Source organism: Colwellia sp. BRX10-1, from assembly GCF_014077545.1.
Taxonomy (GTDB): domain Bacteria; phylum Pseudomonadota; class Gammaproteobacteria; order Enterobacterales; family Alteromonadaceae; genus Colwellia_A.
Genome location: NZ_JACGWC010000020.1, coordinates 54,424 through 75,387 on the forward strand (window position 1 = coordinate 54,424; position 20,964 = coordinate 75,387).

General features: G+C 39.0%; 21 protein-coding genes. 16 read left to right on the top strand and 5 right to left on the bottom strand.

Annotation, left to right across the window (positions count from 1 at the left end; genetic code table 11):
- Positions 1-60: 60 nt before the first annotated feature.
- The 5 genes from H4J75_RS14860 (at position 61) to H4J75_RS14880 (ending at position 5,958) form a co-directional block, all read left to right on the top strand.
- Positions 61-1,980, top strand: coding sequence for a transglycosylase SLT domain-containing protein (locus H4J75_RS14860; protein WP_182222567.1), 1,920 nt, complete (start codon positions 61-63; stop codon positions 1,978-1,980).
- 56 nt (positions 1,981-2,036) lie between these two features.
- On the top strand, positions 2,037-3,356 hold the full coding sequence (pepQ, locus tag H4J75_RS14865) for a Xaa-Pro dipeptidase (protein ID WP_182222568.1): 1,320 nt from the start codon (positions 2,037-2,039) through the stop codon (positions 3,354-3,356).
- A gap of 32 nt (positions 3,357-3,388) precedes the next feature.
- A complete protein-coding gene (locus H4J75_RS14870; protein WP_182222569.1) occupies positions 3,389-4,015 on the top strand; it encodes a YigZ family protein in 627 nt (208 codons plus the stop codon).
- Positions 4,016-4,039: 24 nt separating this feature from the next.
- Positions 4,040-4,399: a 5-carboxymethyl-2-hydroxymuconate Delta-isomerase gene (locus tag H4J75_RS14875; protein WP_182222570.1), complete on the top strand. Its 360-nt coding sequence runs from the start codon at positions 4,040-4,042 to the stop codon at positions 4,397-4,399.
- Between the two features lie 107 nt (positions 4,400-4,506).
- On the top strand, positions 4,507-5,958 hold the full coding sequence (locus H4J75_RS14880) for a TrkH family potassium uptake protein (RefSeq protein ID WP_070375276.1): 1,452 nt from the start codon (positions 4,507-4,509) through the stop codon (positions 5,956-5,958).
- An 82-nt stretch (positions 5,959-6,040) separates the two neighbouring features.
- On the opposite strand, the gene trkA is transcribed toward H4J75_RS14880, so the two are convergent.
- The 4 genes from trkA to def are packed head-to-tail and all read right to left on the bottom strand — an operon-like array spanning position 6,041 to position 10,313.
- Entirely contained in the window at positions 6,041-7,420 is a 1,380-nt protein-coding gene (trkA, locus tag H4J75_RS14885) for a Trk system potassium transporter TrkA (RefSeq protein WP_070375275.1), read from the bottom strand.
- A 54-nt stretch (positions 7,421-7,474) separates the two neighbouring features.
- On the bottom strand, positions 7,475-8,776 hold the full coding sequence (gene rsmB / locus H4J75_RS14890; protein ID WP_182222571.1) for a 16S rRNA (cytosine(967)-C(5))-methyltransferase RsmB: 1,302 nt from the start codon (positions 8,774-8,776) through the stop codon (positions 7,475-7,477).
- Complete coding sequence (gene fmt, locus H4J75_RS14895; RefSeq protein ID WP_182222572.1) at positions 8,776-9,768, bottom strand: methionyl-tRNA formyltransferase; 993 nt, start codon at positions 9,766-9,768, stop codon at positions 8,776-8,778. Before fmt ends, rsmB begins: the two co-directional genes overlap by 1 nt.
- A gap of 35 nt (positions 9,769-9,803) precedes the next feature.
- Entirely contained in the window at positions 9,804-10,313 is a 510-nt protein-coding gene (gene def, locus H4J75_RS14900; protein WP_070375272.1) for a peptide deformylase, read from the bottom strand.
- A 124-nt stretch (positions 10,314-10,437) separates the two neighbouring features.
- Between def and H4J75_RS14905 the strand changes: the two genes are divergently transcribed.
- The 11 genes from H4J75_RS14905 (at position 10,438) to H4J75_RS14955 (ending at position 20,030) form a co-directional block, all read left to right on the top strand.
- On the top strand, positions 10,438-11,535 hold the full coding sequence (locus H4J75_RS14905) for a LysM peptidoglycan-binding domain-containing protein (RefSeq protein WP_182217480.1): 1,098 nt from the start codon (positions 10,438-10,440) through the stop codon (positions 11,533-11,535).
- Between the two features lie 57 nt (positions 11,536-11,592).
- Positions 11,593-12,750, top strand: coding sequence for a DNA-processing protein DprA (gene dprA, locus H4J75_RS14910; RefSeq protein WP_310733767.1), 1,158 nt, complete (start codon positions 11,593-11,595; stop codon positions 12,748-12,750).
- Between the two features lie 9 nt (positions 12,751-12,759).
- On the top strand, positions 12,760-13,233 hold the full coding sequence (locus tag H4J75_RS14915) for a DUF494 family protein (RefSeq protein WP_070375270.1): 474 nt from the start codon (positions 12,760-12,762) through the stop codon (positions 13,231-13,233).
- A 75-nt stretch (positions 13,234-13,308) separates the two neighbouring features.
- A complete protein-coding gene (locus H4J75_RS14920; RefSeq protein WP_070375269.1) occupies positions 13,309-13,884 on the top strand; it encodes a topoisomerase DNA-binding C4 zinc finger domain-containing protein in 576 nt (191 codons plus the stop codon).
- A 38-nt stretch (positions 13,885-13,922) separates the two neighbouring features.
- Positions 13,923-14,426 carry a 5-(carboxyamino)imidazole ribonucleotide mutase gene (purE, locus tag H4J75_RS14925; protein ID WP_070375268.1) on the top strand — a complete coding sequence of 168 codons (504 nt, stop codon included), beginning with the start codon at positions 13,923-13,925 and terminating at the stop codon, positions 14,424-14,426.
- Positions 14,427-14,680: 254 nt separating this feature from the next.
- Positions 14,681-16,306, top strand: a complete 1,626-nt coding sequence (locus tag H4J75_RS14930) for an acyl-CoA synthetase (protein WP_182222573.1) — start codon at positions 14,681-14,683, stop codon at positions 16,304-16,306.
- 119 nt (positions 16,307-16,425) lie between these two features.
- Positions 16,426-16,974 (top strand): Sua5/YciO/YrdC/YwlC family protein, encoded by a 549-nt coding sequence (locus tag H4J75_RS14935; RefSeq protein WP_182175891.1) that lies wholly within the window; start codon positions 16,426-16,428, stop codon positions 16,972-16,974.
- Positions 16,971-17,882 carry an oxygen-dependent coproporphyrinogen oxidase gene (hemF, locus tag H4J75_RS14940; protein ID WP_182175890.1) on the top strand — a complete coding sequence of 304 codons (912 nt, stop codon included), beginning with the start codon at positions 16,971-16,973 and terminating at the stop codon, positions 17,880-17,882. Before H4J75_RS14935 ends, hemF begins: the two co-directional genes overlap by 4 nt.
- Before the next feature lie 278 nt (positions 17,883-18,160).
- Entirely contained in the window at positions 18,161-18,859 is a 699-nt protein-coding gene (locus H4J75_RS14945) for an OmpW family protein (protein ID WP_182222574.1), read from the top strand.
- Between the two features lie 135 nt (positions 18,860-18,994).
- On the top strand, positions 18,995-19,801 hold the full coding sequence (aroE, locus tag H4J75_RS14950) for a shikimate dehydrogenase (protein ID WP_182222575.1): 807 nt from the start codon (positions 18,995-18,997) through the stop codon (positions 19,799-19,801).
- Between the two features lies 1 nt (position 19,802).
- A complete protein-coding gene (locus tag H4J75_RS14955) occupies positions 19,803-20,030 on the top strand; it encodes a hypothetical protein (protein ID WP_182204140.1) in 228 nt (75 codons plus the stop codon).
- Between the two features lie 15 nt (positions 20,031-20,045).
- Here the strand turns inward: H4J75_RS14955 and H4J75_RS14960 are convergent, their stop codons facing one another.
- The gene (locus tag H4J75_RS14960; RefSeq protein ID WP_182217472.1) at positions 20,046-20,585 is read right to left on the bottom strand and encodes a gamma carbonic anhydrase family protein; all 540 of its coding nucleotides are present in this window, start codon (positions 20,583-20,585) and stop codon (positions 20,046-20,048) included.
- Positions 20,586-20,964 lie beyond the last annotated feature (379 nt).

Below are 20,964 nucleotides of genomic sequence, written 5' to 3' on the forward strand. Positions count from 1 at the left end.
GGTAGAACGGGTCAATTAACGGCCAAGGGAAGTAAATTTTCTTATAATTAAGGTAACGCTATGTTTCGTTTAACATCGTCAGTGTTAATAATATTCTCACTTTTCCTCTCAAGTACAATTAGTGCAACAACATCAATAAGTCAAACCAGTATTCGTGATGCATTTCAAGAAGCAGAAAAGTACGTCTGGCAACCCAATTCATTGCATTATCAAACCTTGTATCAGCAGTTACACTATTACCCATTGCAGCCTTACTTAGATCAGCAACGATTAATGTATGGTATGAATATGTCATATACAGGTGAAATTAGTCAGTTCCTTGAAACATATCGCGGATCACCACTCGACTGGCCACTGCGTAAAAAATGGCTGAACTATTTAGCTAAACAAGACAACGCATTATTATTTCAGGACTTCTTTAAGCCGACCTCTGATGTGGAATTAACCTGTCAGTATTATCGTTATCAATTACAATCAGGCGTGGCGGAGTCAAAAATTTTACCTGAAGTCACTAAACTATGGGTGGTAGGAAAGTCTCAGCCGAAAGTGTGTGATCCACTTTTTACGCTTTGGCAAAAAGCAGGTTATAGAACCGATGAACGTATATGGCAACGTATAGCTCTGGCTGCAGATGGAGGTAAACACACCTTAATCCCTTATTTGACTCAACTACTACCAAAAAAAGATCAGTATTTAGGCAGCTTATGGCATAAAGTGCGACGTGATCCTGCCTACATTAGCAATATGAAACGCTTTCCACAGAAATCTGTTAAAGAAGCCTCTATTGCCGCTTATGGTTTAAAACGTTTAATTTGGCGTGACTCTGAAAAAGCGTTAAAGACTTATAGTAAGGCTATCGAAGTATTACCTTTTTCAGAAGCACAACAACAGCAAATTGTTTTAAAATTCGCTATTGCGTTAGCCAGTAAAAACCATAAAAGCTCAGCGACATGGCTAGCTAAAGTGGATGAGAAACTGCAGTCGACAAACATTGTGCAATGGAGAATGGCTGATCTACTTAGAGCTCAAGATTGGCCAGCGATTAAAGCTGATTTAAGGGCACTACCTGAAACATTACACCAGAAAAATCAATGGCGCTACTGGTATGGACGTAGCCTACTTGAAACTGGAGAAACAGCACTAGGGCATGAAGTATTAAGTGAACTAGCGAATAAACGTCATTACTATGGGTTCCTTGCCGCAAGTGCTATAAAGCAAAGTGTTAACCTACAAAATTATCCATTAGCGATTACTGATGCTGAAAAAGTCGACTTATTGAAAAACCCAGCAGCAAAGCGGGCTTTTGAATTCTTCCATATTGGACGTTTTCATCAAGCTCGGCTTGAATGGAATTATTGGTTATCGCAGTTAAGTGATCGAGAAAAATTGGCCGCATCAAGAATAGCTTATGAAGCACAGTGGTTTGATCGCGCCATTTTTACCTTATCTAAAGTGGGTTATTTGAATGATGTTGATTTACGTTTTCCATTAGCATTTGCTGATGAAATAACGCATTCATCCGGAATTTACAAAATAAACCCTGCCTGGGCATTTGCAATAGCGCGCAGAGAGAGCTCATTTATGGCCGATGCTAACTCACCCGCAGGCGCAAAGGGGTTAATGCAAGTTATGCCCGCAACAGCTAAACATTTACAGAAGCGTAAAGTGACTAACAAGCGTTTAATGAATGCGAAAGACAATATAAAGCTAGGTACAAAGTATTTAAAGCGTTTACTTGACCGACATGATGGTAATCAAGTGCTTGCTACAGCAGCTTATAATGCCGGTCCGTATCGTGTTCGGAGTTGGTTAAAAGGCTTGGAGCCTATGCCTGCGGATATTTGGATAGAGACGATTCCTTATAAAGAAACACGTGAGTATGTGAAAAGTGTTATGGCGTATCAAGAAATATATCAAATAAAAGTAGGGCAGGATGTATCACTCTTTGATCAGATATTTACGATGAGTATTGCTCAGTAAATTCAAACGTTAGAAGAGTATGATATGATATTGGAAAATTTTCAGAGGCGCGATCAATGATCAAATTAGCAACACTTTACCCAGCCCATATTAGCGAACTTCAGCAACGGTCGAAGTCTGTTTTAAAACGTGAGAATCTACAAGGTTTAGTGATTCATTCTGGTCAAGAAATTAAAGTATTTCTCGATGATTATGGTTACCCCTTTAAAGTAAATCCTCATTTTAAAGCTTGGTTACCATTAGTGAATATTCCCAATTGCTGGTTGATTATTAATGGTGAAGATAAACCAACACTTGTCTATTACCAACCTGTTGATTTTTGGCATAAAATTACACCTTTAGCTAATGACTATTGGAATGATTTTTTTGATGTTAAAGTGCTGACCAAAGCGACTGATGTTGAGAAATTGCTACCCTATGATAAAACCGATTTTGCCTACATAGGCGAACATATCGAAGTAGCAAAAGCGCTAGGATTTAAAAATATAAACCCTGAGCCTTTACTCAATTACATACATTATCATCGCGCTTATAAAACGCAATATGAACAAGAGTGTTTACGTAAGTCGAACGCGATTGCTGTTACTGGTCATAAAGCGGCAAAAAGCGCTTTCTTGCAAGGCTCGTCAGAGTTTGATATTCAGCAAGCCTATTTAAAAGCAACCAATCATACCGGTGACGAAACACCTTATGGCAATATTGTTGCACTGAACACGAATACCTCAATTTTACATTACACCGCTTTAGACCGCGGTGTACCGCAAGCACATCGTTCATTTTTAATTGATGCAGGCGCAAGCTTTAATGGTTATGCCTCTGATATAACACGTACTTATTCATTTAAACGAGATAAGTTTGCTGAATTGATTGCCCGCATGAACAAATTGATGCTCAATGCTGTTGATGGCTTAAAACCCGGGAAAAGCTATGTAGATTTACATATTGAAACCTATCGTGATATTGGTAATGTCTTACATGAATTCGGCTTTATTAATGTTGATGTTGATACAGCAGTTGAAACGGGTATTATTTCAACCTTCTTTCCGCATGGTTTAGGTCATCATTTAGGCTTACAAACTCATGATGTTGGCGGCTTTATGGCCGATGAACGCGGTACTCATGCTAATACACCAGAACAACATCCTTTTTTACGTACTTCACGTATTATTGAAAGTAATCAAGTGTTTACCATTGAACCAGGCTTATATTTTATTGAATCATTATTGGCCGATCTTAAAGCTTCAAAAAATGGCAAAATGATAAATTGGGAAAAAATAGAGGCTATGCGTCCATTTGGTGGCATTCGTATTGAAGATAATATTATTGTTCATCAATTGCATAACGAAAATATGACCCGTGAATTAGAGTTGAAATAACCCTTAAGACTATATTTACGACTTTATATTTTATGAACAAACCTTACAAAGTAGCGGCTAACAGTATTGTTGATGAAACAATCGTTAGCCGTAGTCGTTTTATTTGTTTTATTTCCCCATGTACAAGCCACGAAGAGGCTAAAGAACAATTAATTAACTGTCGAAAATTACATCCTCAAGCAAGCCATCATTGCTATGCATTTCTCACAGGAAAACCAGATGATAGCCAAGGTTATGGCTCTTCTGATGATGGTGAACCTTCGGGTACAGCAGGACGACCGATGTTAGCTGTTTTACAAGGAGGTGATGTTGGTGAGTTATGTGCAATAGTTGTTCGTTATTTTGGCGGTACTAAGCTCGGTACGGGTGGGTTACAAAGGGCTTATGGTGGCAGTGTTCGTCAAGCATTATTGTTAGTAGAAACAAGTACAAAAGTTCCTATGGTAGAAAAGCAATTAACGTGCGATTACGGACAGATAAACGATGTCTTGTATTTTGTTGAACAAGCTAAGGGTGAAATTATTCAACAAGACTTTGCCGCTCAAGTAGAATTGATTATAGCGTTACCTGAAGAACAACTAACAAAAGTTAAGCAACAATTACAAACGCTTTCTGCCGGGTTATTAACCCTTAGGTCTACTGACCCTAATATAAGATAATATCAGATAAAAAAGGACACCCTCATGCCACATTGTATTATCGAATATTCACAAGAACTGGCTCAAGAACTAGATATTAAAGAAATTATGTCTGCCGTTTTTGCAGGAGCAGTTAAGTCTTTATTATTTTCTCCGACTGATATTAAAGTAAGAGCAACACCCTTTACATATTTTACTGTGGGAAATGAAAGTCAAACTAGCAATAATCAACAAAGGTTTATTCATGTTTGTTGCAAAATCCTGTCAGGTCGCAATTTAGAACAAAGGCAAGAGCTATCTAAACTCGTGTTAAGTCATCTAAATTCCTTTGCTATTAAATCAATTTCAATTAGCGTCGAAATAGTCGATATGGAACGTGAATCTTATAATAAACGTGTCAGCTGAATAAATTAAAGACGAAATAGGTGATTTAAAGTCGCAGTGTTTATCTTTATGCTTTATCATCAAAAAACATGTGGTCGATGACTTTACTGAATAATAAAAATTAACTCGTGCAAATAAAAAATATCATTCGAATTCTTGGCTTACTGGTTGCTCTGTTGAGTGTAACCATGTTACCGCCTGCTTTAATTGCACTATTATACCGTGATGGTGGTGGTGTCTCCTTTCTGACTGCATTTCTGTTTTGCTTATTTGCAGGTTTACTTGCTTGGTATCCGTTTAAAAATGAAAAAAGTGACTTGCGCGCACGTGAAGGCTTTTTAATTGTCGTTTTATTCTGGGTAGTACTGGCGAGTTTCTCTGCGGTGCCGCTTTTGCTCTTAGACAAGCCTAATTTATCTGTTGCAGATGCTTTTTTTGAATCATTTTCTGGCTTAACAACAACTGGGGCGACCATCTTAAAAGAGATTGATGGTTTACCGCATGCAGTACTTTGGTATCGCCAGCAATTACAGTGGCTTGGCGGTATGGGTATTATAGTTTTAGCGGTTGCCGTTTTACCTATGCTAGGTATTGGTGGTATGCAGCTTTACCGTGCTGAAACACCGGGACCGGTTAAAGATTCAAAAATGACGCCGCGCATTGCCGATACAGCAAAACATTTATGGTATATATATTTATTTTTAACTATTGCCTGTGCGATTAGTTATTGGGGAGCAGGCATGTCTATCTTTGATGCCATTTGTCATGCTTTCTCAACAATTGCTATCGGCGGTTACTCTACACATACCGACAGTATCGGCTATTTTAATAGCCCCGCGATAAATTTTGTTTGTGTGTTTTTCTTGCTGATCGCAGGGGTAAATTTTGCGCTGCATTTTGCTGTATTGCACAGTCGCTCCTTAAAAAATTACTTCTTCGATCCAGAATTTAAAGTCTTTATTGCTATCCAATTTGTCTTAACACTCATTTGTTTAATTGTGCTGTTAGCAACAGGCACTTACGAAGATGGTTTTGAAGCATTCGATCAAGCCTTATTCCAGTCAGTCTCTATTAGTACCACCGCCGGCTTTGCAACAACCAGCTTTGCCGATTGGCCGACATTACTGCCAATACTCTTAATCTTTGCCAGTTTTATTGGTGGCTGTGCGGGGAGTACAGGTGGCGGAATGAAAGTTGTACGAGTGGTACTTTTATATCTACAAGGCTTACGAGAATTAAACCGTTTAGTACATCCTAAAGCCGTTTTTACGATAAAATTAGGTCGTAAAGCTTTACCTGATCGTGTTGTTGAAGCGATATGGGGCTTTTTCTCAGCTTATGCTGCGGTATTTATTATTTGTATGTTGTTACTGCTTGCCACAGGTATGGACGACATTACGGCTTTTACAGCAGTGGCTGCTTGTCTGAATAACTTAGGTCCAGGCTTAGGTGCTGTAGCCGCAAATTTTGCTGAGATCACCGATTTCAGTAAATGGGTATTAATTGTTGCTATGCTCTTTGGGCGATTAGAAATATTTACTTTATTAGTACTCTTTACTCCAGGTTTCTGGCGCTCTTAGATGTAGAGTATAGTGTAATAATAGAAACGAAAAACCCCAGATAAATCTGGGGTTTTTTATGTCTCGAGATTCACTTTTTATCTTAATAAAATGTTAGCGCGTCAACATGGAAAAGTTTCTCTACATCATAAATATAACGTTTATTGACTAAGAAAAGAATAACATGATCTTCTGACATTATCTTAGTGTCAGAGTGAGCAATTAACACTTCATCCTGTCTAACAATGGCGCCAATGGTGGTTCCCGGCGGCAACTTTATTGCTTGAATGGTTTTACCGACTACTTTTGAAGATTTTTCATCACCTTTAGCAATAATTTCAATCGCTTCTGCAGCACCACCACGTAAGCTATATACGTTATCAATACTACCACGGCGTACATGTGTCAATAATGCCGAGATAGTAGCGTGTTGCGGTGATACGGCAATATCGATATCGCTGCCATGTACTAAATCTATATAAGCACTTCGCTGAATTAGCACCATCGCTTTACGTACACCTAAGCGTTTTGCTAACAAAGATGACATGATATTTGCTTCATCGTCGTTGGTGACCGCAATAAACACATCGAATTGATCAATATGTTCTTCGAGTAACAGTTCTTGGTCGGAAGAGTCACCAATAAAAACTAAGGTATCATTGAGCTCAGAGGCTAAGTATTCCGCACGCTTTGGTGAACGTTCAATAAGTTTAACTTGATGATTTTTTTCTAAGATTTTAGCTAAGCCGGCGCCTATATTACCACCGCCAGCGATCATAATTCTTTTATATGAGGCTTCAAGTTTTTGCAGTTCATTCATTACCGCACGAATATGGATAGTGGCAGCAATAAAAAACACTTCATCATCTGCTTCAATAACGGTAGTACCCAGCGGACGGATAGGTTTTCCGTTACGATAAATAGCCGCTACTCGTGTGTCAACATTAGGAATATGTTCGCGCAAAGTTGACAGGGCATGACCAACCAATAACCCCCCGTAATAAGCTTTTACGGCAACTAAACTGACTTTTCCTTGGGCAAACTCTAAGACTTGTAGTGCACCAGGGTAATCAATTAAACGCGCAATATCACGAGTAACTAATTGTTCTGGAGCAATAACATGGTCTACGGGTATGTTTTTTGATTGAAAGAGTTCTTTTTGGTAGCGTAATATTTGTGATGAACGAATTCGGGCTATTTTATTTGCGGTGTTAAATAAAGTATAACAAATTTGGCAGGCGAGCATATTCGTTGCATCATCACTACTTACCGCGATAACCAACTCGGCATCCTCTGCACCCGCTTGCTTTAATACATCAGGGTGACAGCCATTACCAATAACAACTTGCAAGTCCATTTTATCTTGTAATTCATGCAAGGTTTCTGCGTTGGTATCAATGAGCGTAATATCGTTACGCTCACCAACAAGATTTTCAGCTAATGTTCCGCCCACTTGCCCTGCGCCAATTATTATTATTTTCATAAGTTAACTTTCATTTTTAGTCTTTAAGCGGCAAGGTTGAAAGATCATCAGAGCCTATATTGTTTTTTCTAATTTAGCGTAATAAAAACCGTCCATTGATTGCTCATTTGGCAAGATTTGCCAGCCTATGTCGGTTTTTTCATTTGTTATTGGTACTAATTTAGCATTGTTATTCTCAGATAAGAACTCTTCTATCTGTTGAATATTTTCTTCGGGTAAAATACTACAGGTTGCATAAAGCAAAATACCGCCAGGTTTAAGTAAAGACCAAATGTTTTTTAATATTTGTTGCTGCAATATTGCCAGTTTTTCAATGTCTTCTGCTTTTCTCAACCATTTTATATCGGGGTGGCGACGAATTACACCGGTAGCCGAGCAGGGGGCGTCGAGTAAAATACGGTCGAAAAGTTGTCCATCCCACCATTCTTGTGAAGCAGCATCAGCAGTAATTACCTCGGCTGATAAGTTAAGGCGCGATAAGTTTTCTTCTACTCTTAATAAACGACTTTCTTCAATATCAATGGCCGTCATTTTTGCTAAGTCAGGGGTTAATTCTAGAATGTGGCAAGTTTTACCACCTGGGGCAGCACAACAATCAAGTACAAAGTCACCCGCTTGAGTATCGAGTAATATCGCGGCTTGTTGAGCCGCACCATCTTGAACTGAGATCCAACCATCAATAAAGCCAGGAAGCTTATTAACATCTACAGCAGCAACGAGTTTAATCGCTGATGATTTATCGTCAACGAGTGCTACAGGGATTTCTGCTTGCTCGAGTAAAGCTAAATATTCAGTCACATTATGGTGGCGTTGATTGACTCTTAACCACATCGGCGGTCGCTCTAAATTAGCATTAAGAATTTCTTGCCATTGATCAGGGTAAGCGTTTTGTACCTTTTTGATAAACCAGCTTGGGTGTGAATATTTTATTGGATCAGGTAACTTCGCTGCGATTTCTGCTGCATCGTCTTTGGCTAGGTTACGTTGAACATTACGTAAGACACCATTAATTAAACCTCTTAAAAAGTCGCACTTTAAAGGTTTTGTTGCTGCTACTGTTTCACTTACCGCCGCGTGGTCAGGAATGCGCGTATGCTTTACTTGATATATTCCCACTAGAATAAGAAAGTGGCCAACCCGTTGTTTACCTTTTAATGGCTTATCCATTAGCTGGCGTAAGTCATATTCTAGTGCCGGTAAATACCGTAAAACGCCGTAACAAAGTTCTTGTAAAAGTCCTTTATCTTTACCTTCTACTTTTGCTTGAGCTTTGGGTAACTCATCGCTAAGGCTTCTGCCTTTATCAACAACAGCAAAACAACACCTTGCCGCTAGGGCTCTAATATTAGTCGCCATTATTGTTCACTCATGTTGTTTGCAGTTAAATTATTGATATGGCTGTTTTCAGCAAACCATAGTGCTTTTCCGTTTAAAATATCACGCACTGGCATTGGCTTTTTACCGGGTAATTGCAATGACTCTAAGCACAGTGAACCTGAAGTTGTAGCAACAGTAACGCCGTTTTTATTTGCCGAAATTATTGTTCCAGGTAGGCAACCATGAGCCTCATCAGTATAGCTGGCTTGCCAAACCCGAATACGATGTTCGATATTTTTTTCATCAGTAAAGGTAAATTGTGCAACTGGCCATGGTATATAAGCACGAACTTTACGATGAAGTTCTACAGCGGGTAATAGCCAATTTAATTCTGCTTCATCTTTATCAAGTTTGGCCGCATAGTTAGCTAAATTATTATCTTGAGGCTCGGCGCTATGCTTGTTCTCAGCCATTAAATCAAGCGTGCTTAGTAAAGCAATAGGGCCGATATCGGCTAATTTTTCATAGAGTGTGGCGCTAGTATCTTGTTGAGTAATTTCACAGGTTGCTTTAGCTATCATGTCTCCGGTATCTAAACCTTTGTCCATCTGCATAATCGTCACACCTGTTTCTTTATCACCGGCCTCTAATGAACGTTGAATAGGTGCGGCGCCACGCCATTTTGGCAATATCGAGCCATGTACATTTACACAGCCTAAACGTGGCGCTTCTAAAATAACCATTGGCAATAATAAGCCGTAAGCGACAACAACCATAATATCAGCATTATAACTGGCTAGCTTTTCTTGATCGCCAGCGTCTTTAAAATTAACTGGTTGCTCAACAACAATACCATGCGATAAAGCGAGTTCTTTGGTAGCACAAGCGGTTAGCTTTTTACCACGTCCAGCACGTTTATCGGGTGGACAGTAAACCGCGACCACTTCATGATGAGAGTTAATTAGCGCCGCCAGATGTTGTGCAGCAAAGTCTGGCGTGCCAGCAAAAATAATTTTAAGAGCTTTTGACAAAGTTTTATTCCGAATTATATTAATAAAAACAATAATTAATTGTTGGCTAAACGAGCTTCTTTTTCTAGTTTTGCTTTTATCCGCTGGCGTTTTAATGGTGATAGATAATCAACAAATAACTTACCATCTAAATGATCTAATTCATGCTGTATACAAACTGCGAGTAACTCAGTTGCATTTAAGGTAAAGGCTTGTCCTTCACGATCGAGCGCTTTCACGGTAACTTCTGTGTAACGGTCAACTTTTGCGTAACAACCGGGCACAGATAAACAACCTTCTTCATTGATTTCGGTTGTATCACTATGGCTAATTATTTCTGGGTTAATCAAGACATAAGACTGGTCTTCGTCTTCTGAAACATTAATGACGACAATACGTTGATGGATATTGACCTGGGTGGCAGCTAAACCAACACCGTTCTCTTCTCGCATGGTCTCAAACATGTCATCAATTATTTGTTGTACATCACTGTTAATATCTTCTACAGGTAACGCTTTAGTGCGCAAGCGTTCGTCAGGAAATCTAAGTACGTTTAAAATAGTCATAAATATTCAAATAATTCGCGAAATATCGCATTGAGTGTTATGTTTCAATTTTAGCTATTAAATATAATTAATAATAGTGGTTTAGGCTAAAAGCTTAATATATCTGTTTAATAGGCGAACTATCATGCTAATACGTAGTTTTTTGTTAATACTCTGCTTGTCTTTTTCAGTATTGGTTACTGCTGATGAGTTAACATTAAATAAAAATGCCCCAAAATCTTACTTTGTTAAAAAGGGGGATACTTTGTGGGATATTTCAGCAATATTTCTCAAGCAGCCTTGGCTCTGGCCAAAGTTGTGGCGATTGAATCCTGATATTGATAATCCTCATTTAATTTATCCTGGTGACGAGCTTCGTTTAGTTTTTGACGAAAAAGGGCAACCAATGTTAGTGCGAGGAAAGCCTGAACTTAAATGGTCGCCCCGAGCACGAGTTAAATTAAAAGATCAATCTGCTATTTCAAGTTTATCCTTGGACGTGATTGCGCCTTATATTAATTACAGTAGCATTTTATCTGAAGATGACATTGCAAAGCTCCCTTATATACTAGGGAGTGATGAAGGTTATAACTCTAGTATTGACGGCTTTAATCTCTATGTAAACGGCGAATTAGAGTTAGGCAAAGGTTATGGTATATATCAGAAAGAAAAGCCTATTTATGACCCTGAAACACAAGAACTTTTAGGCTACAACATTAGTGTTGTAGGTACCGGAAAAGTCTTACGCACCGGTGATATTGACAATAAAGTGCCTGCTACCTTGTATGTCGATGGCGTTAAAGAAGAAATTCGTTCCGGTGATTTCATTCTGCCCGTCAATGAAAACCAACAATACCCGTCATTTTTTAGTCTAAAGCCAGCGACTAAGTCGTTACGTGGACTAATTATCAACAGTATGAGTGGGTTAAGTGAATTTGGAAAACTCGACGTCGTAATGATTAATCGTGGCGCCGAACATGCCGTTGAGCAAGGAGATATTGTTTCGGTAAAACGAATCAGCCCAGGTGTTGTTGAAACAAGTAACGGCCCAACGTATAGCAAAGATGCTTCACGGTGGAATCGTATGGCAAATGTTGAGAGCTCTGATTATAAAATGCCAGAAGAGGTTGTTGGCGAAATGATGATTTTTAAAGTGTATCAGCAAGTGAGTTTAGCGCTCGTTATGCGTTCAAGTAAACCGCTTCGATTACAAGATATTATTACTTCACCCGTGGAAAACTAACCAACAGGCAATTCATCTTAATTTACAAGTAAAACCGCTGTACTTAGGGAGAAGACAGTGACAATAAAGTATAATTTAGCTGTTATCCCTCAACAGGGTGATGAGTATAAAAAGAAAAGCGCGAGTCACTTTTGGCTGGCGCTTAAGCTTATACCACGCCTAGCTATCGATAAAAAATTAAGACTTGTTGAACTCTTTGGAGTAGAACAACTTTTTCATTCCTCACAAGAACTGTCATCATTAAACCTTACTCAAAAACAGATAGCGGCGATTAGATCTCCTGATTGGCAAAGAATTTCTGAAATTATTGCCGCCACTGAACGATGTATTAGTGCCATTATTCCTTTTGTTGACTCTCGTTACCCTTCACAGTTAAAGCAAATTTATGATCCGCCATTGGTTTTATTTGCCCAAGGAAATATTAGCCTATTAAACCAAATGCAAATTGCGATGGTCGGTAGCCGAGATGCCAGTATTAATGGTCGAGAGAATGCGTTTAAATTTGCACAACAGTTAGCAAATGCTGGATTAGTGGTCACGAGTGGTTTAGCGCTAGGTATAGATAGCGCCGCTCACCAGGGGACGTTATCGGCAGGAGGTAAAACCATCGCGGTTGTCGCGACAGGTTTAGATCAGGTCTATCCAGCAAGACATCGATTATTAGCAAAAAACATTCTAGACAATGACGGTGCTATTATCAGTGAGTTTCCTCCAAACACCCCACCTAAGCCAGGTTATTTCCCCAAACGAAATAGATTGATTAGTGGTTTAAGTGTGGGGGTGCTGGTGGTTGAAGCCACTATTAAAAGTGGCTCTTTGGTAACCGCTCGATGCGCCATAGAACAAAATCGTGACGTGTTTGCTATCCCAAGTACCATTAATAACCCACAAGCTAAAGGGTGTCACTGGCTGATTAAACAAGGTGCTAAACTTGTCGATAATATTGCCGATATAGTTGAAGAATTAGATCTACTGCCACAAAGAGGTCTACACTTAACGATAAACAAAGAGAAAGAACAACGCTTAGAAAAAAGTCAAAAACAACACTTGTTTAACGATTCATTGTTAGCTAGTGTGGGTTATGAGATCACCCCCGTAGATATGGTGGTTTCACGAAGCAAATTACCGATAGATGTCGTACTAACTCGGTTAACAATGTTAGAGCTTAAAGGTCTGGTTGCTACGGTTCCAGGGGGTTACCTAAGAGTAAAATAGGGGCTAATTATGTTTGATATACTGATGTATCTTTTTGAAAACTATATACATAGTGAAGCCGAAATCATGGTGGATCATGAGTCATTAACGGATGAACTTACCCGAGCAGGTTTTCATCAAGACGAAATATATAAAGCGCTAAGTTGGTTAGAAAAGCTAGCAGCACTTCAAGACACCGATGCTTATCCGTATTTAACGCGAGTAGGGCGTCGCTCAGTACGTGTCTATGTTGATGATGAAATGCAATTACTTGATGTCGAGTGTCGAGGGTTTCTTTTATTTTTAGAGCAAGTGAATGTCCTAGATTTTACCACACGAGAAATGGTTATTGACCGCGTGATGGAGTTAGATACTAAGTTCTTCTCGATTGATGATTTAAAGTGGGTGGTACTTATGGTGTTATTTAACGTGCCAGGTAAAGAAAATGCTTACTCGCAAATGGAAGATCTTATTTTTGATGAGCAAGAAGGCCCATTACATTAAGTGTCAATCGTATAACTCGCTTAAGTTTGGCTAATCGTGGCATAATAACGTTAACAATATTCTAGTGATTGCATTATGCCTAATTCTGATAAACCCTTATTTTCACAGCACGAACATGCTTTAGAAAAAGCGTATGAAGTGTGCCCAGAATGTGGCAGTGAAATTGTTATAAAGAATAGTAAGTCGGGAAAGTTTTTTGGTTGTGCTTCTTATCCTGCCTGCGATTTCACTCGTCCAGTTGTCGAACACGAACGTGTCGAAGATAAAATTTTAGCTGGAACTGAATGCCCAGAGTGCCAACATGAACTTGCGGTTAAACAAGGGCGATATGGAATGTTTATCGGTTGTTCCAATTATCCCCAATGCCATCATATTGAAGATACTAGTGGTCAAGAAGACGTTGGCGTAGCTTGCCCACAGTGCCAGAAAAAGGGTAAGCAAGCCGAATTAATTGAGCGTACCAATCGCTATGGCAAAACATTTTATTCTTGTGAACAATATCCTAAATGCAAGTATGTCCTTAATTATCCACCCGTTGCTGAAAATTGCCCTCAATGCCATTGGCCGATATTAGTGAAGCGTAAAATGGCGAGTGGTAACGTCATAATCTGTCCAGAAAAGAAATGCACCTATAAGCGTAAAGAGATATAATACGCGCAATTATTTAACTAAACTTCTGGAGAGACAAAATGTCATCAACTTTTGTTGCAATTTTAATGGGTTCAGATTCTGACCTACCTGTTATGCAAGCAACCATCAGCGTTTTAAAAACATTTGGTATTGAACATGAAGTACGTGTTCGTTCAGCACATAGAACCCCTGATGCTGCTAAAGCTTACGTAAAAGATGCCGAAGAACGTGGCTGTAAAGTCTTTATATGTGCTGCAGGTTTAGCGGCTCATTTAGCCGGTGCTGTTGCAGGAATGACCACACGTCCAGTTATTGGTGTTCCAATTGATAACGGACCATTACAAGGTCATGATGCCTTACTTTCAACGGTTATGATGCCTGGTGGAATACCGGTTGCAACAGTTGCTATTGGTAAAGCTGGTGCAAAAAATGCGGGTTATTTAGCCGCACAAATATTAGGTGTTGCTGATCCGTCTATTGCAGAAAAAGTAAAAGCAGAACGCGCTGCTAATGTTATTGCTTTACTTGCAAAAGATGAAGCGATGCAAGAAAAATTAACATAAATTTTATGTGTTATTCGAGAAACCAGCTACTTGCTGGTTTTTTTATGTCCAAAATTTACCCTGATATTTTTGTTTAGCTAAAATATAAATATTCCGCTAGATATTTACTGCGATCGAATGTGAATACCCCAATTCCCCCATTAGACCAAAGGATAATTTTTATACGCAATAATAGGCGTAAACTATCCTTAGTAAGTGCAGAAGTTAAGTAGCACTAAATAGCTACCAGCACCGTAATATAATGAGGAAAGTCGATGAACAATATTTATGACCAAGGCTTAGACAAAGTTGCAGCCAATAGCCAGCCTTTAACACCGATTAACTTTTTAAATCGAACCGCAGATGTACATCCTGAACGCGTTGCCATCATTCATGGTAAACAAAAAATTACTTATCGTGAATATCGTAATAATGTTAGACGGCTAGCCTCAGCATTAATGCAACGCGGTGTTAAGCCCGGTAATACAGTAGCCATCATGGCGGCTAATATTCCTGCCTTTCTAGACGCCCATTATGGTGTGCCGTTAACGGGTGCAGTATTACATTCTATAAACATTCGTTTAGATGCTGAAAGTATTGCTTTTCTTTTCGACCATGGCGAATGTGATGTACTCTTAACCGATACGGCATTTTCTTGTGTGGTAAAAAAAGCACTAACCTTATGTTCACGTCAACCGCTGATTATTGATATCGACGATGTAATGAGTGAAGGCGGTGAACGTTTAGGTTCTGTTGAGTATCAAGACTTACTTGCCGAAGGTAATGAAAATTTCACCGGAAATTTAATTCATGATGAGTGGCAAGCGCTGGCGTTAAATTACACATCAGGGACAACGGGTAACCCAAAAGGTGTGGTCTATTCACATCGCGGCGCTTATTTAAATTCGCTGGGTAACAACATGATCTGGCCATTAGGCAATAACTCAGTGTACCTATGGACACTGCCAATGTTCCATTGTAATGGTTGGTGTTTTCCATGGACTGTTGTTGCTGTGGGTGGAACACAAGTTTGCTTAAGGCAGGTAGAAGTTGGCGCAATCATTGAAAGTTTAATTGAACATAAGGTCAGCCATTTTTGTGGCGCGCCAATCGTCTTAAATATGATTTTAAATGCAGACCAAAAGTTACTGGCAAAAGTACCACGTGGCATAAATATCATGACCGCGGGGGCTCCGCCACCACCATCCGTTATTAAAGGGATGGAAGCAATGGGGTTTGATATTACCCAAGGCTATGGTTTAACTGAAGTTTATGGGCCTTGTGTGGTAAGTGAGTGGAAAGATGAATGGAATGATAAAAGCGACGATGAACGAGCAGCGCTAAAAGCGCGTCAAGGTGTACGCTATCCTACACAAGAAGAAGTCGATGTATTAGACCCTGAAACTATGCAGCCCGTCCCTTGTAATGCTGAAACGGTTGGTGAAATTATGTTTCGTGGTAATAGTATGATGAAAGGTTATCTAAAAAATGAGAAAGCGACCAATGAAGCATTTAAACATGGCTGGTTCCATTCTGGTGATTTAGCCGTTAAGCATCCTGATGGTTATATTGAAATAAGAGATCGTTCTAAAGATATTATTATTTCAGGTGGAGAAAATATATCTTCAGTAGAAGTCGAAAGTATTTTATATCAACACCCTGATATATTAGAGGCAGCCGTTGTCGCTAAAAGCGATGAGAAATGGGGGGAAACTCCATGTGCCTTTGTTTCATTAAAGCGAGGCCGAAGCGCTACAGAGCAAGATATCATCAGTTTTTGTCGAGAACATATGGCTACATTTAAAGCCCCTAAGACAATTGTGTTTAGTGATTTACCAAAAACGTCGACAGGTAAAGTGCAGAAGTTTATTTTACGTGAAAAAGTAAAAAGCCTCTCATAACTATCAAGTGTTTAATTTTGGCGATAAAATTATTTTTATCTGAAATTAAACACTTATTTTATCTGTTAGATAAACGCCGTATAATCATAAAATAATCCTTTAATTTTCCATTATTATTTATGATGACTTCTGCCGAAGAGGCTTACAGCCAAGGTGGTATTATTGCTTATCCAACCGAAGCTGTTTTTGGCCTAGGTTGCGATCCAGATAATTTACTCGCAATTGAAAAATTACTTAGCATTAAAAACCGCTCTCCAGAAAAGGGCCTCATTTTACTAGCGGCTAACTACTCTCAATTACTCCCTTATATTGATGACAGTAAAATACCGCAAGATAAACGCTTGAGTATACTTTCTCGCTGGCCTAACGGTATTACTCAATTATTGCCAAAAAATAGCAATACCCATCGGCTACTTACTGGAAAATTTTCCACCATAGCCGTTCGATTGACTAGCCAACCTGATGTAGTAGCGCTATGCAACAAGGTAAATAAACCGATTGTTTCTACCAGTGCTAACCTATCAGGGGAGGAGCCGGCAAGAACTTGGCAAGACGTTGAAGAAACTTTGTCAGCTGAAATCGATTTCATCATAAAAGGTAGTACTTTAGGGTATACTCAACCTTCAAGAATAATTGATGCACTGACCGGAGAGACAATTCGAGCATGAGCCAAGTAAGCATAGAAACAGTCATTGAATTTTTAAAATCACTGCAAGACAATATTTGTTCAGCATTAGAAGCCGCCGACGGAAGTGGGCAGTTCGTTGAAGATAACTGGATACGCGCTGAAGGCGGTGGTGGCCGTACTCGAGTATTAACCGACGGGACTGTTATTGAACAAGGTGGTGTAAACTTTTCAGAAGTCTCTGGTGATAAGTTACCTCCATCAGCGAGTGCTCATCGACCTGAACTAGCCGGTAGAACCTGGCGAGCCTGTGGTGTTTCATTAGTTATTCACCCTAAAAATCCTTATATTCCAACGTCACACGCTAATGTACGATTTTTTATCGCTGAGAAAGAAGGTGAGGAACCTGTGTGGTGGTTTGGTGGTGGTTTTGATTTAACCCCTTTTTATCCTATAAAAGAAGATGTTGTTCATTGGCACCAAACGGCAAAATCACTTTGTCAGCCTTTTGGTGAAAATGTTTATAATGAGCATAAAAAATGGTGCGATGAATATTTTTATTTAAAACATCGAGATGAAACGCGTGGTGTTGGTGGTTTATTTTTTGATGATTTGAATCAATGGGATTTTGATACTTGCTTAAATTATATTAAAGCTGTTGGGCAAGGCTTTGTTGACGCTTATGTTCCGATTATCGAAAAAAGAAAGCACATTGAATTCTCTGAGCAACAACGTCAATTTCAATTATATCGCCGTGGCCGTTATGTTGAGTTTAACTTAGTCTTTGACCGAGGAACCTTATTTGGTTTGCAGTCAGGTGGGCGTACAGAATCGATATTAATGTCGATGCCGCCACTTGCTCGTTGGGAATATAATTATCAGCCCGATCCAACAAGTCAAGAAGCTGAACTGGCTCAGTACTTAGTACCGCAAGACTGGTTAGCTCAATAATTATTATCATTTATAATACTTCAGCTAGATTTTTTTGAACGCCGATTGAACGAGAAGCGTAAAGCTTCTCGTGTTTCTGTCAATGACATTAGCTGTTTTATATTTTCGTCACCAAGCTTACTTGCCACTGTTATTTACCTCTACTCCCCTCTATTTGTAAAATGTTTAAATAAAAGTTAAAACAACGCAATTTTATTGCGCTAGGTCATGTTTTTATTTTTAAGTCTCTATAGAATCCGTTTCATTAAATACCCACAAAATAAACAGGGACTTTGCACATGAAAAAACGTTTACTTACTTTAGCTGTTTTAGCTTCTCTTTCTGTAACTGCCTTTGCTGAAGATTATAAAGCCGGAGATTTTGTTTTCCGTGGTGGTGCGACTATGGTTAACCCAGATAGCGGTAAGTCAGGGGTTTTTGTTGAAGCATTAGGAGGTAACACGCCATTATCTCTTTCTGTTGATGACAATACTCAACTTGGCTTAAATTTTATTTATTTCTATGATAACAATTGGGCAATAGAAGTTTTAGCTGCAACACCATTCGCCCATGATGTCATTATTCACGATCAACAACGTATCTCTGCCGGACTGTTTGGTGCGAACGTCGATGGTGCGACATTAGCGGAAGTCACACAGTTACCACCCACAATTAGTGCACTTTATTACTTTAACAGTGCATCGAACATTAAACCTTATGCGGGTGTTGGCATAAATTACACCATATTTTTTGATGAAAGTTTTAAAAGTACACCTGAATCCTTAGGTTTTAATGATTTAGAGCTTGATGGCTCATTAGGCTTATCGTTTCAAGTGGGCGCCGATTACTTAATAAATGATAAGTGGCACGTAAATGCTTCCGCTCGTTATATTGATATTAATGCCGATGCCACCTTCAAAATTGGTGATATTAAAGGGTCTGCGTCAGTAGAAATTGACCCTATGGTTTATTCAATCATGTTGGGTTATAAGTTTTAGTATTATTAATAACACAAACTCTTAACAACACCCTTTTAAGGCAGTCATCTTTTATATAAAGGTAACTGCTTTTTTTATATTCATCATGCCTTTATTACGATAACCTTAAGTATAATTTATTACCCAGTGCTTTCTATGGATCAATATCGCGTCTTTGGTAACCCTATCAAACAATCACGTTCGCCCATCATTCACCAATCTTTTGCGCAGCAAACTCAGCAGCAGCTTAACTACCAAAGTGAATATGTAGCACTAGAGCTATTTGAACAAACAATCATTACTTTTATGCATAGTGGCGCTAAAGGTGCCAACATTACCGCTCCTTTTAAAGAACAAGCGATGGCATTATGCGATAAATTAACCGAGCGGGCTCAACTTGCCGGCGCGGTAAATACCTTAACGTTTGCGGGTGGTAAAATATTTGGCGATAACACCGATGGTGAAGGGCTTGTACAAGACCTCCTTAATCATAAAATATTATTAAAAAATAGTCGTATATTATTACTTGGTGCTGGTGGTGCCGCTAAAGGCGTGATTTTACCTTTATTAGCACAAGGACCACAGAAAATTGTTATCGCCAATAGAACAGTTAGTAAAGCCGAAGAGCTGATTAAAAAGTTTAACAACAATAAATTAACGGCTACAGGGTTCGATGCTCTGGGAGCAGAAAAGTTTGACCTTATTATCAATGCAACATCGGCAAGCTTAACGGGGAAAATTCCACCGTTATCAAAAGAGCTTATTGCTAATACCGACTGTTACGATATGGTTTATGGTAAAGAACTTAGTCCATTTTTAGCTTGGGCGAAAGCCAATGGCGCAAGTAATGTTATTGATGGTTTAGGTATGTTGGTAGAACAAGCCGCCGAAAGTTTTAGAACTTGGCGAAATGTTTCACCTGAAACCGCATCGGTGCTAAATAGGCTAAGAAAAGAGGATTAAGATGAATCAACAAATAATCTTCAACGATGATATAACTTATGATAACAACCAACAGGGCTGGATCTTTAGTGGATTACTCTCTGGTGAGCGTATTAATATTCTTATTAAGTGTACAAAGCATAATGTAATGAGTGATGCATTGAAATTTGATTTAGAAGAAATCGTTGAAGAGTGGCTCGACGATAATGAGCCACTCCCTGAAAGTCGAATAGAGCTGTACTATAAGTAACGGGCTAATAAATTATTATTGAGCAAGGTACTCATTCTTAAGCTCAACATAATTAATCGCAGACTGACTAAGAAATGCTTGCTCACTTTCTTTTAGTAATCTCACTTGTTTTACCGGGTTACCTACATATAGGTAACCACTCTCTAACGTTTTATGAGGAGGCACCAAAGAACCTGCACCAATAAAAACGTCACTTTCAATAATCGCGCCATCCATAATGATTGCCCCCATACCAACAAGTATACGATCTCCTAACGTGCAACCATGTAGCATGCACTTGTGACCAACGGTAACATCTTCACCTATAATGAGAGGATTGCCTGTTGGATTACCTGCGCTTTTACGGGTTACATGCAATACCGTACCATCTTGGATATTGGTTCTATTGCCAATGCTAATAGTATTAACGTCACCCCTAGCGGCGACCAAAGGCCAAATACTGACATCGTCACCCATAGATATATCTCCAACGAGTACAGCAGACTCATCAATATAGACCTTTTGGCCCAATTTTGGTGTGATTTTATTGTAGCTACGTAATATAGTTTTATTCATAATGAGAATTAGGTTGTGAACTTGTGCATTAATATTAGCAAATATCGACTAAAGGTTGAAAAAATATCAGTTATAAACTGTATTAATATAAATGTTTAGTTTAACGAAAGAGTATCAGCTAATAGAAGTGTGGTTAATAAATGTGGTATTCGGTCGAATAAACCTCAATAAAAACGTGGCCTGTACGTTAATTAAGCGAACAAACGTTTATTTCAAACTTATTGCAAAAAAGGGTTGACGCCCAGCGAGAAATCTCTAGAATGCGCTCCAGTTCCAAGGGGTTCAGTCAAAACGAACCACGAAAGAGCTGTTTTGATAAGTTATCTACATCACTTTAGGGTAAAGTAGTTAACTTAACGTTTTATAGATAAGGTTTGAA